The organism is Pseudomonas sp. 2(2015) (assembly GCF_000955865.1).
In the GTDB taxonomy this organism is placed as follows: Bacteria; Pseudomonadota; Gammaproteobacteria; order Pseudomonadales; family Pseudomonadaceae; genus Aquipseudomonas.
Window position 1 is genome coordinate 144,180 of the sequence record NZ_JYOF01000001.1, and the last position, 15,840, is coordinate 160,019.

The window sequence follows — 15,840 nt, forward strand, 5'->3', positions numbered from 1 at the left end:
AGCCCGGAGCTTTCGTCATCACCTTGCAGTAGGCCCTCAAGCGACTTGTAACGTTTGCTTCGCGCAACCCTGCGCATCGACCCGAACAGCGCCGAGGACCCTGCACATGAGGCTTCATCCAACCGCCCTTGCAGCCGGCCTGTTTGGCCTGATGGTGCTGCCCACCCACGCCGACAACGCCCGTGACTGGCAGAACCTGCCCAAAGACCTGAACATGGTCTTTGGCTACTACAACCGCATCGACTCCAACACCCCGATCGATACTTCGTTGCCCGTCGACGGCCTGTCGCTGGATGCCGACCTGTACATCCTGCGCTACGCCCGCTCGTTCGACATCGCCGGACGCAACAGCGCCATTCAACTACTGCAGCCTTATGCCGATGTTTCGGCGTCGTTCGACAACGCCCGGTTCTTCGACGGCACCAAACACAACGGTGGAATGGGCGACACTCAGGTGGTGTTCGTGCACAACCTGTTCGGCGGCCCGGCATTGAGCATGGAAGAGTTCACCCACTGGACACCGGAGACCTTCCTGACTGGCGCCGTGTGGCTGACCGTGCCCAATGGCGACTACGACAAAGACCGCGTGATCAACATCGGCGCCAACCGTTGGGTGATCAAGCCGGAAATCGCCTTCGGCCACCCCATCGGCCCGACCTGGCTGGAACTCAACACCTGGGTCTCGCTGTATGGCGATAACGACGACTACCAGGGCAACAGCAAGCTGGAGCAGAACCCGCTGTACGCCGTCGAGGGACATTACAGCTACACCTTCAACCGCGCCCTCTGGGCTTCGCTTGATGCCACTTACAGCACGGGCGGCGAAACCAGGGTCGATGGCGTGGGCCAGGACAACAAGCAGGAGAACGTCCTGCTCGGCGCCAGCATGGGCTTCATGCTCTCGCCGCAGTTTGGCGGCTTGATCGCCTACAGCGATACCGTCTCGGAACGCAACAAATCACCTGACGTTAACACCTGGACCTTGCGCTTGCAGTACGCCTGGTAAGGCCGCACCCCACCCGATTGCAACCGCCGCTGGATCGCAAAGGAGCTTGCCATGATCTTCAGAACCACCGCCCTGGCCCTGGCCATTACATTCTCAGCTCAGGGCGCCTTCGCTGCCGTGGAGCCGAAGGAAGCCAGCGAACTGACCAAATCCCTCAACGCCCAGGTGCTCAAAAGCCTGCCATTTGCCGACAAGCAGGATTTCGAGGATGCCAGGAAAGGCTTCATCGCCACCTTGAATCCAATGACCATCAAGGGCGCCGACGGCAAAGTCAACTGGGACCTTACCAGTTACGGTTTCATCAAGGGTGAAGCACCCGACACGGTGAACCCCAGCCTGTGGCGCATTGCCGAGTTGAACCTCAACAATGGCCTGTTCCAGGTCACCGATCGGGTTTATCAGATTCGCGGTTTCGATTTGTCCAACATGACCATCATCGAAGGCGACAGCGGCCTGATCATCATCGATCCGTTGGTCACCACCGAAGTGGCCAAGGCCGGGCTAGACCTGTACTACGCCAACCGCCCGAAAAAACCGGTGGTGGCGGTAATCTATACCCACAGCCATGCCGACCACTATGGCGGTGTCAAAGGCGTGACCACCGAGGAGGACGTCAAGGCCGGCAAGGTCAAGATCCTCGCTCCCGAAGGTTTCCTCGACGAAGCAGTGAGCGAAAATGTCCTGGCTGGTACCGCCATGAGCCGTCGCACCCTGTACCAGTACGGTGCCATGTTGCCGCGCAACGCTCGCGGGCAACTGGACGCAGGCTTGGGCAAGACCACCTCGATTGGCACTTTCACTCTGATTCCGCCCACCGACACCATCACCAGAACCGGTGAAACCCGTACGGTGGATGGCGTCGAGATGGAGTTCCAGATGGCTCCCGGTACGGAAGCGCCATCAGAGATGCTGATTTGGTTCCCGCAGTTCAAGCTGCTCAACACCGCCGAAGACGCCACCCACACCCTGCATAACCTCTACACCCTGCGTGGTGCGCAGGTACGCAACGCGGCCAACTGGTGGAAGACTCTGAACCAGGCCATCAACCAGTATGGCGACAAGGTCGAAGTGGTACTTGCGCAACACCACTGGCCGACCTGGGGCCAGGAACGAATCGTAAGTTTCATGGCCGACCAGCGCGATATGTTCAAGTACCTCCACGACCAGTCGCTGAACCTGGCCAACAAGGGCTACACCATGACCGAGATCGCCGAACAACTGGAGCTGCCCTCCAGCATCGGCGAAAAATGGCACAACCGTGGGTACTACGGTTCGGTCAACCACGACGCCAAGGCCGTCTACCAGCGCTACCTGGGCTGGTACGACAGCAACCCCGCCAACCTGCATCCACTCCCGCCTGCCGAGGCCGGCAAGAAGTATGTCGAATTCATGGGCGGAGCCGACGCGATACTGGCCAAGGCCCGCGAATCGATCGCCAAGGGTGACTACCGCTGGGCCGCTGAAGTGCTCAAACATGTAGTTTTCGCAGACCCGGACAACAAGGCGGCTCGTGAACTGCAGGCCGATGCCTTCGAGCAGTTGGGCTATCAGACCGAAAACCCGACCTGGCGCAACGAATACCTGATGGGTGCCTTTGAGCTGCGCAACGGCGTGCCGGACCTGCCGGCAATCAGCACCGCCAGCCCGGACATGGTCGCAGCCATGAGCCCGGAGCTGCTGCTGGACTACATGGGGGTGCGCCTCAACGGCCCGAAAGCGGCAAGCAAACAGCTTCGCCTGAACTGGAAGCAACCTGACGGCAGCAATTACGCCATCGAGCTGCGCAATGGCGTGCTCATCTACAGTGCAGGCAAAACCCTGGACAAGGCCGATGCCACCCTCAGTGTCGACAAGCTCGGTTTCGCCGGGCTGATGATGGGCGGTTCGACTCTGGACAAGGAAGTCGCCGATGGCCGGGCCAAGGTCGAAGGTAGTCAGGACAAGGTCAGTGAGCTGCTAGCGCTGCTGGATAACTTTCCGGGAATGTTCAACATAGTCACCCCTTGAGCAGTGTGCCGGCTCGAACCCAGGTTCGAGCCGGGCACTTCAGCCGGCCGCCGGCAACACGCTCAGCGGATCGATCGGCTTGCCGTTCTGGCGGATTTCGAAGTACAGCTGCACGCGGTCGGTATCCAGGTCGCCGGCTTCGGCGATCTTCTGGCCCTTGCTGACGGTCTGGCCTTCCTTGACCAGCAACTTGCTGTTGTGGCCGTAGACGCTGGCATGGGCGGTGCCATGCTGGAGGATGATCAGGTTGCCGTAGCCACGGATGTTGGTCGCGAACGCCACTTTGCCGCCGAGGCTGGCGTACACCGGCTGGCCCGGGGTGGCGGCGATGCGGATGCCTTTGTTGAGCTTGTCGGCGGACGAATAGCGGCGGATTACCGTACCCTGCAACGGCCACGCCCAGCCGCGCAGGGTGACCTTGGTGGTCGGCGTCACGGGCCTGGCCTTGCTGGCAGTGCTGGTGGTGCGCGTGGTGGTTTTCGAGCCGCCGAAGCGGATGGTCTGGCCGACATTCACCGCGTAGGGCGCACTGATGCCGTTGTAGCGCGCCAGCTCCTTGAAGTTCCAGCCATGGCGCGAGGCAATCGAATACAGGGTATCGCCGCGCTTGACCTTGTAGGTGCCGGCCACGACTTTGTTGGCGGAGCTACCGGGGCTTGGGGAATGCGAACTGCATGCGGACATCGCCAGCATTACGGCGATCAGAACAAACCTGAAAAACACACCACTTCCTTTTCCCGGAGACGCCGTTGACGAGGGCGCTACTATAAATCAGTCCGCCGCGTTACGCGGCAATGTCCGTGCAAGTTCGATAAAAGCCCGGGTCGCGGGCGAGATGATGCGCTCATCGACCACCGCCAGCCCCACCCTCCGCTTGACCGGCGGATCGAGCGGGCGCTGCACGTAACCCTGGGTAGGCCGCAGCGGCAAGGATGATTGCGCGACAATGCTCAGGCCGTCACCGCGGGCAACCATCTCCAGGGTGCTGAGCAGTTGCGAGGTGCGGTAGCGAACCCGGGGTTGCAGCCTGGCGGCAAGAAACAGCCGCGAGACGATCTCGGCCGAACCTGCCTCGGTCAGCACGAAAGGGTCGAGGCACAGCTGCCTGAGCGTCACTGAAGGCAGCTGCGCCAGCGCATGGTCAGCGGGCAGCAGCGCAACCATCTGGTCCTCCAGCAGCGGGTAGCTGTCGAACTGCTCTTCAGGCAGCACCACGAAGCCGACATCGATGCGCCGCTCCTGCAGCCAGTGCAGTACCTGGCGGTCCGGGCCTTCGTCGACATGCACCTCGATACCGGGGTACGCCTGGCGATAGGCGGCAAGAATCGCCGGCAGTAAACGCACCGACGCCGTCGGCCCGAACGAGCCGATACGCAGCGTCCCTTGCTTCATGCCACGGGCATCGAGGGCTTCCTGGCGCAGGGTTTCAGCCAGTCCGAGCATGGCCTGCGCCCGTTGCAACAGGCGGCTGCCGATATCGCTCGGTTCGATCTGCCCCTGCCGACGCTCGAACAAGGCAACGCCCAACTGCTGCTCGAGGGCGCGAATGGCGTGGGACACCCCTGATTGCGAGATTTTCAGTTGCGCAGCCGCGAGGGTGAAGCTTTTGCGCGCGGCGACGACGGCAAAGATTTCCAGCTGGGTCAAAGTCATCGGCAGACCATGAGCGATTGCTCATTTCCCTATGAGTTGGCATTCGGACAAGTATGGCGTATCACCTCTACGCCGTCAGCCGGGGCCAACGATGCCGTCTCAGCTTTGCACCTACCTGAAACTCGCACTGGTCTCGATGATCTGGGGCGGCACCTTTGTCGCTGGCCGCGCCCTGGCCAGCGGGATCGACCCGCTGCTGCTCGGCAGCCTGCGCTTTGCCCTGGCCAGCCTGGTGCTGGTGATCATCTTGCTGGTGTCGAAAAAAGGCTTTGTCCGGGTGACCAAGACCCAGGCCATGCAGATCGCCGGCCTGGGGTTTGCCGGCATCTACGCCTATACGCTGTTCTTCTTCCATGGCCTGCAATACACCGATGCCTCCCGGGCTTCGCTGATCGTGGCGAGCAACCCTGCGGTCATGGCGATCATGGCCTACCTGTGTTTCAGGCAGCGCCTGGGCCGAGCGCAGGTGCTCGGCGTCGCCCTGTGCCTGCTGGGGGCCGGCTGGGTGGTGCTGGCCCGGGCGCCCGCAGCGATTGGCCAGGGCAGTTGGCTCGGCGATGGCTTGATCTTCGGCTGCGTGCTGAGCTGGGTGTTTTTCAGCATGTTCTGCACCAGGCTGGTGACGCAGATCGGCGCGCTGTACACGGTGACCTACGCAGTGTTCGCCGGGGCAGCAATGCTCGGCGTGCACGCCCTGGTGATTGGCAGCATGAGCATGAGCTCATTGCGCTTGTTGTCGATGCGCGACCTGATTAGCCTGGGGTACCTGGGCGCACTGGGTTCGGCGCTGGCGTACGTGCTGTATTACGACGCCATCGCCAGGATCGGCGCGACCCGAGCCGGCAGCTTCATCGCCCTCAACCCGCTGACCGCCGTGGTAGCCGGAGCCTTGCTGCTAGGCGAGCAACTGACTGGCGCCATGCTCGCCGGCGGCACCTTGGTAATCACCGGCATCCTGCTGGTCAACCGCATACCTGCAGCGCTCAGTTGTCCTGCTTCCAGTGCAGGTTCACCTTGCCGGACTGACCAGGAACCAGGTTGACTGCGCCCAGTTGCTGCACGCCATTGCGCGAGGCGACCAGGTTGTAATGACCCGGCGGCAGCTTGACGTAGACCATCGGCCCGACCTGGCTCAGTTGCAGCAGGGTTTGCCCCTGCACGCCCTGGATCGTCAGGTCGACATCCGGCACGTACTTGTTTTCCGGGCCGGTCGAGAAGGTCAGGTGCAGGTTGTAGCCCTGAACCTGCTGAATGGCCCGCGACTCATCGATACCGATACCGCCAGTGACATAACTAATGCCATTCTGCTCCTGGGGCTGCAGCTTGACCCCGGACGCATCGACAGGCTCCTGGTACTCCGAAGCCTGCAAGTGCTGCGCTGGCCAGGCCAGCAGTACAGCGGCCAATGCCGTGAATAACGCGAGTGTGCTGAAGGATTTCATTGCCATGACTCCTGCGCGACAGCGTCCAGACCATTTTACCCCCCTCGTTCCCACGGCTTAGATCGATTCGGCGCAGGGCGCGCGGGCGATACAATGAGGGTTTCGCCGCGTGCTAGAGTCTGCGGCCCAATCCGAAGGTGGACCACGAATGGAACTCTCCCCCGCCGAACATCAGCTGTTGCAGGACCACCACCTGGCCCTGTTCGAAGGCTGCGTGATCTTCGATACTCAACCTGCAATCGACGCCGCCACCCTGGCGCGGATCGAAGCCCAACTGAGCGGCCCGCTACCCGCAGGGCTGTTGCAGCTGTGGCAGACCTGCCTGGGCGGTCGCGTCGGTTACGACCTGGAGGTGGTTTACGACGGCCATCGCCACCCGTTCTCCTTCAGCGAGCTGTTCTACCCGGATAGTGACGGCTACCGCGACCTCTGGGGCTGGATCGAGCACGAACAGGAGCAAGCCGAAGAAGCCGCCCGGGAACACGGCCGCCCCTGGAACGGCAAGCTCGACTACCTGCCGTTCGGCGGATTCGAATATCTGGAGCGCTTGTACGTGTGCGTCACCCCGGGCCCCAACCATGGCGCGGTGATCGCCTGGAGCCGCGGGCTGCCGCCAGCCTGGGCCGGCAGCCTGCACCAGGACAGCCTGGCACGCATCGCCGACGACATCGCCGGGCTGTTCCACCTGCTGGCCTATGAACAAGACCCGTTCGACCCGCAGGCCGAGTACAGCAGCGCCAGCGAACTGCTCGAAGCGCTGGATGAACTGCAAGCAGCCGGTGAGTCGGGCGTGACGCTCAAGGCGCGGCTTGAGACCTTGCTACGCGAACGAGTACTGGACTGGCGCCCGGCACTGGCTGACGGCAGCCTCGCCGGACAACCACGCCTGCGCCAACTGGCGCTGCTCGATGCGGCCAGCCATGGCGATATCGAGCGCCTGGCAGCCCTGCGCAGGGCCGGCTGCGACCTGAGCGAAACGTTGCGTGGACACGGCGCCAGCCTGGAATGCTGCCTGCAGCATGGACACCTGGAAGCTGCCAGTTGGTTGCTCGACCAGGGCATGCCGGTGCAAGCCGACACGCTGCTGGTAGGCGCTGCGCAGGTAACGCCGGCGCTGGCCAAGCGCTTGCTGGGCCTGGGGGCGATTAGTGAACCCAGTGCGGTGCTCAGCGCCATCGCCCAGGACCACCTGGACAGCGCCGAGATCATGGCCCGGCCACTGCTTGAAGCCTCGCCGGACAGTGCCAGTGCCTTGCAAAAGGCGTTGCTCGAACGCGCCGAGCAGCAGCGGCGCGATGCCAAGCGGATCAAGGCCGGCACGTTGTACAGCAACCTCAGTGCCGCCGACTACCTGGCCGAAGCCGAACGCATCGACGCGCTGCGCCAGCGCCTGTTCAACTGACTGTCAGCCGTTACGGGCCTTGATGTAGGCAAGAAAGCTATCAAGGTCCGAGCTGCTGAGCATCCGCGAGACAGCTTTGACTTCATCCATGGGCCAGTCCCACCAGGCCGCTTCGAGCAAGGTGTTGCGCACCTCTTCGTCAAACCGCCACCTGATCTGCTTGCACGGGTTGCCGCCGACCACCGCAAACGGCGGCACATCGCGGGTCACCAGCGCACCGGCGGCGACAATCGCGCCATGGCCGATGGTCACGCCCGAGAGGATCACCGCGTTGGTGCAGATCCAGCAGTCGCTGCCGATCACCACATCGCCCTTGCTCGGCGCATAGTCCTTGATGTCCTTGACGGCATCGACCATGGCCGGGAACGGGTAAGTGGTCAGCCAGTCGGTACGGTGCTCACCGCCGAGCAGTATCTGTACGCCCGCTGCGATCGAGGTGTAGGAACCGATCTTCAGCACTGTATCGTCACCGAACTCGACAACTTCCGGAATCCCGTAGGTGCCCACCCCGACGCTATAACGTGGGTAACGCAGCCTGATCTTTTCTGCCGCACGCTCAAGCTTGTCCATCGAGCGCAGTCGTTTGCGCTCACGCCGCTGTTTCAAGAGGTCGAATAACTTCACAAAGGGGTCCTTGCTGATCAACGGTGCAGTACGAGGCGCTTCAGGCGTTTGAATGTGGTGCGGTTGTAATGGCGTAGCGGGATCGAGCGCAACAGCTGCCAGGCAAATTTCTTGTCGGCGACCACCGCATACTTCAATGCCTTGTTGATCAGCACCGTCCTGCCCTTCTGATAGCCAGGGTGCGCCTTGAAGGGCGCCATCGCCAGCATATCGGCATCCAGCAGGACCTTGAACTTTCTCGACAGGTTGTTGGGGTGGCGGCGATAGCGCGTCACGCACACCGGCAACTCGTGAATCTGGTAGCCCTTGCTGGCGATCCTGAGGGTGATCTGAAAATCCTGGACCTTGATCGCCGGGTCGTAGAATTGCGCCGCGCGCATCGCCTGCATGCGGTACAACGCGCCCGGCGCACCGATGACCACTGCCTCGCGGACGATCTGGTCGAAGCTAAAGGTCTTTACCTCGGTGCGCTGCTGGGTCTTGGTTTCGGCGCCATCGCTGTCCATGTAGGCGATCAGGGCGCCGACGCAGCCGACCTCGGGGTGCTCGTCCAGGTACCTGGCCCTGACGCTGAGCGAATGCGGGAGCATGATGTCGTCCAGGTCCGGAGTGGACACATACACGCCCCGGGCATGCTTGAGGCCATTGTTCAGCGTGGCACTGACGCCCTGATTGTGCTGGGTCAGCAAGGTGAAAGCGTAGGTATCCTGCAGCGCCCGGAGCATGGCCAGGCTGTTGTCCGTCGAGCCATCGTCGACAATGATCACCTCGAAGTTGGGGTAATCCTGGGCAAAGATGCTCTGCAGCGCGGCCTCAAGGTACTTCTCGGCGTTGTAGCAAGGAGCGACGACCGAGATCAGTGGCGGCGACTGGGAAGGCTGCTGGGCGTGTTCTTGGGTCATTACGGGTAAAAGCCTTATGCCGGCCTCACGACGGAGGCGGGTCATCTTTGAGTTCGAAGTGGCACCATGATGCTGGAACTCTGCCTGGTTGTCATGGTTCGCTCCAGAAACATGTCGAAACACCTACAGCTGCAAGAAAGGTAAGCGGCGAGATTATCATCAGCAGCGTAACTGCTAATAATTCTCATAAACACTTACATTTAATTTTCACTGGGGTGAAACTTTACATGTCTTGCGAACTTGCTCGTGGTCGTTCATCACATTCCTTCATGGCTTCAGCACTGGGCCTTGCCGTCGCTTCGACATCAAGCTATTCGCTCGCCGAGAAGGCGTCCAGCCCGCCTATGGAGCTGGGCAATATCAACATCGATGCCAAGGCCAGCAGCGACTACAAGACTGAACGCTCGGCGTCGGGCAAGTACACCACCACCCTGCTCGACACCCCGCAGACCATCACCGTGGTGCCCTCCCAGGTAATCAAGGAGCAGCAGGCCCTGAGCCTGCGCCAGGTCCTGTCCAACGTCTCCGGCATCACCTTCAACGCCGGCGAAGGCGGTGGCGGCTCGGGCGACAGCATCAACATCCGCGGCTTCTCGGCCAACAGCAATATCCAGATCGACGGCTTGCGCGACAGCGCCCAGACCAACCGCACCGACACCTTCAATGTCGAGCAAGTCGAAGTCATCAAAGGCCCCAACTCGGTGTTCGGCGGTGCCGGCACCACCGGCGGCAGCATCAACATCATCAGCAAGCAGCCCCAGGACCAGGCCTTCACCCGCCTGGGCGGCAGTGTCGGCACCGACAGCTACTACCGCATGACCCTGGACAGCAACCAGCCGCTGGAGGGCGTAGGGCATGACAGCGCGTTTCGCATCAACCTCATGGGCCACCAGAATGATGTGGCCGGCCGCGAACAGATCGACCGTGAACGCTGGGGGCTCGCCCCATCGCTGCGCCTGGGCCTGAGCGAATCCACGCGCCTGACCCTGAGCGCCTTCCACCAGGTCGATGACAACCTGCCCGACTACGGCGTACCGGCCCTGGACGGCAAACGCCTGGCCGGCGTCAGCCGCGAAGACTACTTCGGCTGGAAGAACCTCGACAAGGAAGAGATCGAGCAAAGCTCGTTCACCGCCAACTTCGAACACGACTTCAACGACAACCTGCGCCTGCAAAACCTTACGCGCTACAGCCACATTGCCCGCGATACCACGGTTTCGGCTTCGCACGTCAACACCACCGGCCTGCCGCCTGGCCGCTATCGCCCCGCCGGCCCCCAGGGCTACGGGCGCGACGCGACCACCGAAATGTGGATCAACCAGACCAACCTGATCAGCAACTTCAAGCTGCTGGGCATGCGCCATGACCTGGTCACCGGCATGGAAGTGTCACGCGAAACCATGGACCTGAAGACCTACGGCTACGGCTTGAGCAACGCCCTGTATCCGGCCAATGGCTATGACTTGAGCAACCCGCCGGGGCATTGGTCGGGGCCGGCCAACAAGGCCACCAGCGGCTATACCGACACCGAACTGACCAACCAGGCGCTGTACATCTTCGATACCATCGCCCTGCATGAGCAATGGGACCTGAACCTGGGCCTGCGCTACGACAAGTTCAAAGGTCAGGCCCAAGGCTACGACGCCGGGCATGTACGCACCTCCGACTTCGACTCCACCGACGAGAAACTCAGTGGCCGTGCCGGGCTGGTCTACAAACCGACTGAGAACGGGCGTATCTACCTGGCCTGGGGCAACTCCTTCAACCCTTCGGCAGAGAGCCTGGCCTCCACCGGCGGCGGCCTGAGCGCGGCCACCGAAAACCTCGCCCCGGAAAAGAACGAAACCTGGGAACTGGGGACCAAATGGGAGCTGCTCGACAAGCGCCTGGAACTGGACGCGGCGCTGTTTCGGGTAGAAAAGACCAACGCCCGCGAAACCATGGCCGACGGCTCCACCCAACTGGCCGGCAAGCAGCGTGTACAGGGCGTCGAAGTCGGGGTCACCGGGCATATCACCGAGCAGTGGGATGTGTTCGCCAACTACACCTTCCTCGACAGTGAAACCCTCAAGGCCGCCAACACTGCAGCCGGTATCGCCCGTGAAGGCCAGGCCCTGGGCAACACCCCGCCGCGCTCGCTGAACCTGTGGACCACTTACCAGCTGCCGGCCGGCTGGACCCTGGGCTATGGCGCGCGTTATGTCAGCGAACGCAACGTCACCTCCAGCACCAGCGCCAAGCTTGACGCCTACTGGCTGCACAACGCCATGGTGGCGTACCGGGTCAACGAAGACCTCGACCTGCAGCTGAACGTCAACAACCTGTTCGACAAGGATTACGTTGAGCGTGTGCGCCAGCAGAACGGCACCGATGCGCGTTCTTCGGCCATAGAGTACGGCGATGCGCGTTCGGCGATTCTGTCGGCGACCTACGCGTTCTGATAGGTAGGAAACGAAAAAGCCCGCGACCTTTGCAGGACGCGGGCTTTCTCTTACAGCGTATGGTGGGTCGTGTAGGATTCGAACCTACGACCAATTGGTTAAAAGCCAACTGCTCTACCAACTGAGCTAACGACCCGTTGGATGGCGCGTATAATACTGATTTCTAACAGGAAATCAACACCCCATCGCAAAATAATTTAAAAATATCTGGTCGGGTCCTCTACACCGGCGGCTTTAAAGCCGTCGGCGCGCAGGCGGCAGCTGTCACATTTGCCGCACGCACGGCCTTGATCGTCGGCCTGATAGCAGGAAACGGTCAGGCTGTAATCCACCCCGCGGGCCATGCCGGCCTGGACGATCTGCGCCTTGCTGAGGTTCTGCAGCGGTGCCTGTATGCGAAAGCCGTTGCCTTCGACACCGGCTTTGGTAGCCAGGTTGGCCATGCGCTCGAACGCCTCGACGAACTCCGGGCGGCAATCCGGGTAACCGGAATAGTCCACGGCATTGACGCCGATGAAGATGTCGCGGGCTTCCAGTACTTCTGCCCAGCCCAGGGCCAGGGACAGGAACACCGTATTACGTGCTGGCACGTAAGTGACCGGGATGCCTTCGCTCGGCGCTTCAGGTACATCGATGCTGCTGTCGGTCAGGGCCGAGCCGCCAATACCGTCCAGGCTCAGGCCGATGACCTTGTGTTCGACCACGCCCAGGTCGCGGGCAACCCGCGCTGCGGCGTTGAGCTCGGCGCGGTGGCGCTGGCCGTAGTCGAAGCTCATGGTGTAGCAGCTGTAGCCCTCGGCCTTGGCCATGGCAACAACAGTGGCCGAGTCGAGGCCGCCGGAAAGCAGAATTACCGCACGTTTCTCAGTCATTGCATCACTCCTGTCAGCGTCCCGGTTCGTCGTTCCACAGCAGTTTGTGCAGCTGCATCTGGAAACGAACCGGCAAATTATCGGCCACGATCCAGTCGGCCAGGTCGGTGGCGCTCACCTGGTGGTGGCTGGGCGAGAAGAGTACGTCGCCAGCGCGTTTTTCCAGGCCATATTGAATGAGCTTGGACACCGCCCAATCGTAGTCTCCACGGGAACAGATAACGAACTTGACCTGGTCATTCGGGGTCAGCAGCTCGATATTCTCGTAACGGTTGCGGTGAACTTCCTCGGAGCCTGGGGTTTTCAGGTCGACCACGCGACTGACCCGAGTGTCGACCCTGGAAATATCCAGGGCGCCACTGGTCTCCAGCGAAACCTCGTAACCGGCGTCGCACAGTTGCTTGAGCAAAGGGATGGCATTGGGCTGGGCCAGCGGCTCGCCGCCGGTGACGCAGACATAGCGCGGCTTGAAGCCGGCGACCTGGTCGAGGATCGAGTCGAGGGTGCGGATGCTGCCGCCACTGAATGCGTACTCGCTGTCGCAATACTGGCAACGCAGCGGGCAGCCGGTGAGGCGGACGAATACCGTGGGCAGCCCAGCGGTACGCGTTTCACCCTGCAAAGAGTAAAAAACTTCGGTAATGCGTAATGTGTCTTGCATAGTCGCCACGGGCGTAACAGCTAAACAGGCTGTCCGCCTCCGTCAGGCACTGCTGAGAACCCGTCATCGCGTAGTTCGCAGCAGCGTGTTTCATAAAAGGGCAGTGATTCTAACGAAAAAACCCGCGACTAGCGCGGGTTTCTTTTAAAACGGCTGGTTCAGAGCTTTTGCAAATCGCGCTGGGCCAGTTGTGCAGCCGAGGTACCCGGGTACTGGGTAACCACCTGCTGGAGAATGCCCTTGACCCGGTCGGTGTGACCCAGGCGGCGTTCCACGTCGGCGAGCTTGTACAGCGAATCCGGCACCTTGTTGTGCTTGGGATACAGCTGGCTCACTTTGGCAAAGGCTTGCCCTGCCGCTTGCAGGTCACCTTTGGCCAGGTTTACTTCACCGAGCCAGTACTGGGCGTTGCCGGCGTACTGGCTGTTCGGGTACTTGCGCAGGAAGGCGTTGAACGCCTGGCTGGCCTTGTCGAAATCCTTGGCTTTGATCAGGTCGAAAGCAGCGTCGTAATAGAGCTTCTCTTTCGCCGGATCGCCAGGTTCGCTGCTGGCGGCAGGCTGCTGGCCGGTGGCAGCACCGGTGGCAGCGCCTGCAGCAGCACCGGCGGCTTCGCCACCGGCTGGGGAATTGGGCGGAGTGGCGGCAGGTGCAACACCGCTTCCGATACGCCGATCCAGGTCCTGGTAACGCTCCAGGCTCTCCTGTTTCATGCGTGACACGTCATTTTGCAGCTCTTCAATGACGCCTTGTTGACGCGCTATCTGCTCCTGCATTTGCTGCAGTTGCATGAACAGCTGGCCCTGTGCCGAGGCAGGGGCCGTAACCCCTCCCCCGGCATAGGCGCCGTTCGTACCATAACCCGCAGGCGGATAGCTGCTTGCGCCGCTATAGCCTGCGTTGTCATCAACAACAGGAACCTCAGCCCAGGCCATGAGAGGCAGGGTGAGAGCCAGGACGGTTACAGCACGACGGCACGTTCGCATATCGAATTACTTACGCAGTTCGACGCGACGGTTCTGAGCCCAGGACTGCTCGTCGTTACCGGTAGCAACTGGACGCTCTTCGCCGTAGGAAACCAGTTCCAGCTGGGCAGGAGAAACGCCTTGCAGTACCAGGTAGCGTTGAACGGCTTTCGCACGACGCTCGCCCAGAGCCATGTTGTATTCGCGAGTACCACGCTCGTCGGTGTTACCTTCCAGAACGACGCGAGCGCCGTTGCCTTTCAGGTCCTTGGCATGAACGTCCAGAGCGCGCATGGCTTCTGGCTTCAGGTCCGAGCTGTCGTATTCGAAGTAGAAGGTGGTGATTGCGCGCAGAGCAGCTTCTTCGCTCAGGCTGCCGTCAACAGCGCCAGTGTTGGCACCGTAGCCAGCGTTAGGATCAACCTGGCCTTGACCAGCATCGTCGCCGCCTTTCGAGGAGCAACCTACAGCTACGGCCATGGCCAGAGCCAGCGCAGCAAACTTACCAAACTTCAGCATTTCCATCGTGAAACTCCTAATGAACCCCAGTGTGTTAAGTAAAACGTAAAGCGCCGCGTCAGTTCAGGTAAGGGGACCAGGACGGTTCTCTGACTTCGCCTTGAGCGGTAGGAAGCGGGAGCCTCACGCGTCCGTTGAGAGAGACGAGCATCAAGACTCCCCGGCCCTGCTGGCGGGTGGCGTAGATTAGCATGGTGCCGTTGGGCGCAACAGTGGGTGACTCATCAAGACTTGTTTCCGAGAGAATCTTTACACTGCCGCGTTGCAAATCTTGTGCAGCCACTTTGAAGTTGGTGAAACCTTGTTGGCGATGAATCATCACCAGGGTCTTTTCATCCGCCGACAGTTTAGGGTTGGCGTTGTAGTTACCCACGAAAGTTACCCGCTCTGCACCACCACCGGAAACATTGGTTTTGTAGATCTGTGGTTTACCACCGCGGTCGGAGGTGAAGTAGATGGTCGAGCCATCTTTACCCCAGAACGGTTCGGTGTTGATACCCGGGCCTGCAGTCACGCGTGACAGCTGGCGCGAACCCATGTTCATCACGTAGATGTCCGGGTTGCCGTCCTTGGACAGCACGAACGCCAGGCGCGAACCGTCCGGCGACCAGGCTGGCGCACCGTTGAGGCCTTCGAAGTTGGTGATCTGCTCACGGCGACCGGTATCGATATGCTGGACGAAGATGCGCGGACGCTTCTGCTCGAACGACACGTAGGCAATGCGCTTGCCGTCTGGTGCAAAGCGCGGCGACAGGATCGGCTCACGCGACTGCAGCAGGGTTACCGCCCGCGCACCGTCGTAGTCCGAACGCTGCAGGGTGTAACGGGTGTTGTTGGTCGAGAAGCGCTCGGCGGTCACGTAAAGCATGCGGGTAGAGAATGCACCCTTGATGCCGGTGAGCTTTTCGAACGACTGGTCGGCGATGTAGTGCGACATGTCGCGCAGTTGATCGACGCTGCCCGAGACGCTGCCGGTCAGCACTTGCTGCTCGGTGGCGACGTTGAACAGCGCGTACTGCACCTGCAGGCGGCCGCCGGACGGGACGATACTGCCGACCATCACGTACTGGGCGCCCAGGGCTTTCCAGTCACGGAAGATCACTTCGCTGGCCTGGCTCGGCTGGCTGATCATGTTCTGGCGCGGGATCGGCGAGTAATAACCGGAGTTGCGCAGGTCATTGCCGATGATGTCAGCCATGTCTTCAGGCAGCACGCTGCCGCCCTGCAGCCCGAACGGCACGACCGCGATCGGCGTGGCGCGATCGCTGCCGCTGGTGACCAGAATGTTCTTTTCATCTGCTACGGCCAACCCTGCTGCACAGCAGAGAACGACCAGCAGTCCTCGA

15 protein-coding genes and 1 tRNA gene are annotated in these 15,840 nt (G+C 61.4%); 5 read left to right on the plus strand and 11 right to left on the minus strand.

The window, feature by feature from the left end:
• Window positions 1-151 precede the first annotated feature (151 nt).
• Both UB48_RS00690 and UB48_RS00695 read left to right on the plus strand, forming a co-directional pair.
• Window positions 152-1,006, plus strand: a complete 855-nt coding sequence (locus tag UB48_RS00690; protein ID WP_045193708.1) for a transporter — start codon at window positions 152-154, stop codon at window positions 1,004-1,006.
• A 51-nt stretch (window positions 1,007-1,057) separates the two neighbouring features.
• Window positions 1,058-3,013: an alkyl/aryl-sulfatase gene (locus tag UB48_RS00695; RefSeq protein WP_045193521.1), complete on the plus strand. Its 1,956-nt coding sequence runs from the start codon at window positions 1,058-1,060 to the stop codon at window positions 3,011-3,013.
• Window positions 3,014-3,052: 39 nt separating this feature from the next.
• Here the strand turns inward: UB48_RS00695 and UB48_RS00700 are convergent, their stop codons facing one another.
• Complete coding sequence (locus tag UB48_RS00700) at window positions 3,053-3,736, minus strand: peptidoglycan DD-metalloendopeptidase family protein (protein ID WP_045193522.1); 684 nt, start codon at window positions 3,734-3,736, stop codon at window positions 3,053-3,055.
• Window positions 3,737-3,784: 48 nt separating this feature from the next.
• Entirely contained in the window at window positions 3,785-4,666 is an 882-nt protein-coding gene (locus tag UB48_RS00705) for a LysR family transcriptional regulator (RefSeq protein ID WP_045193524.1), read from the minus strand.
• 91 nt (window positions 4,667-4,757) lie between these two features.
• Between UB48_RS00705 and UB48_RS00710 the strand changes: the two genes are divergently transcribed.
• Window positions 4,758-5,708 carry a DMT family transporter gene (locus tag UB48_RS00710; protein ID WP_045193525.1) on the plus strand — a complete coding sequence of 317 codons (951 nt, stop codon included), beginning with the start codon at window positions 4,758-4,760 and terminating at the stop codon, window positions 5,706-5,708.
• On the opposite strand, the gene UB48_RS00715 is transcribed toward UB48_RS00710, so the two are convergent.
• Entirely contained in the window at window positions 5,650-6,108 is a 459-nt protein-coding gene (locus tag UB48_RS00715; protein WP_045193526.1) for a hypothetical protein, read from the minus strand. The two genes, UB48_RS00710 and UB48_RS00715, sit on opposite strands and share 59 nt — an antisense overlap.
• 148 nt (window positions 6,109-6,256) lie before the next feature.
• Between UB48_RS00715 and UB48_RS00720 the strand changes: the two genes are divergently transcribed.
• Window positions 6,257-7,510, plus strand: coding sequence for an SMI1/KNR4 family protein (locus UB48_RS00720; protein WP_045193527.1), 1,254 nt, complete (start codon window positions 6,257-6,259; stop codon window positions 7,508-7,510).
• Window positions 7,511-7,513: 3 nt separating this feature from the next.
• Here UB48_RS00720 and UB48_RS00725 read toward each other — a convergent pair whose 3' ends face one another.
• A complete protein-coding gene (locus tag UB48_RS00725; RefSeq protein WP_045193528.1) occupies window positions 7,514-8,134 on the minus strand; it encodes a CatB-related O-acetyltransferase in 621 nt (206 codons plus the stop codon).
• 17 nt (window positions 8,135-8,151) lie between these two features.
• A complete protein-coding gene (locus UB48_RS00730; RefSeq protein WP_045193529.1) occupies window positions 8,152-9,036 on the minus strand; it encodes a glycosyltransferase family 2 protein in 885 nt (294 codons plus the stop codon).
• A 227-nt stretch (window positions 9,037-9,263) separates the two neighbouring features.
• On the opposite strand from UB48_RS00730, the gene UB48_RS00735 reads away from it, so the two are divergent.
• Entirely contained in the window at window positions 9,264-11,477 is a 2,214-nt protein-coding gene (locus UB48_RS00735) for a TonB-dependent siderophore receptor (RefSeq protein WP_045193530.1), read from the plus strand.
• 60 nt (window positions 11,478-11,537) lie between these two features.
• Here UB48_RS00735 and UB48_RS00740 read toward each other — a convergent pair.
• The 6 genes from UB48_RS00740 to tolB all read right to left on the minus strand — a co-directional run bounded on the left by UB48_RS00740 (window position 11,538) and on the right by tolB (window position 15,833).
• Window positions 11,538-11,613 (minus strand) — tRNA-Lys (locus UB48_RS00740).
• A 61-nt stretch (window positions 11,614-11,674) separates the two neighbouring features.
• Window positions 11,675-12,349, minus strand: coding sequence for a 7-cyano-7-deazaguanine synthase QueC (gene queC, locus UB48_RS00745; protein WP_045193531.1), 675 nt, complete (start codon window positions 12,347-12,349; stop codon window positions 11,675-11,677).
• Between the two features lie 13 nt (window positions 12,350-12,362).
• Window positions 12,363-13,010 (minus strand): 7-carboxy-7-deazaguanine synthase QueE, encoded by a 648-nt coding sequence (gene queE / locus UB48_RS00750; protein WP_045193532.1) that lies wholly within the window; start codon window positions 13,008-13,010, stop codon window positions 12,363-12,365.
• A 158-nt stretch (window positions 13,011-13,168) separates the two neighbouring features.
• Entirely contained in the window at window positions 13,169-13,996 is an 828-nt protein-coding gene (ybgF, locus tag UB48_RS00755) for a tol-pal system protein YbgF (protein ID WP_045193533.1), read from the minus strand.
• Window positions 13,997-14,002: 6 nt separating this feature from the next.
• On the minus strand, window positions 14,003-14,500 hold the full coding sequence (pal, locus tag UB48_RS00760; protein WP_010223188.1) for a peptidoglycan-associated lipoprotein Pal: 498 nt from the start codon (window positions 14,498-14,500) through the stop codon (window positions 14,003-14,005).
• 52 nt (window positions 14,501-14,552) lie between these two features.
• Window positions 14,553-15,833, minus strand: a complete 1,281-nt coding sequence (gene tolB / locus UB48_RS00765) for a Tol-Pal system beta propeller repeat protein TolB (protein WP_230090946.1) — start codon at window positions 15,831-15,833, stop codon at window positions 14,553-14,555.
• Between the last annotated feature and the right edge of the window lie 7 nt (window positions 15,834-15,840).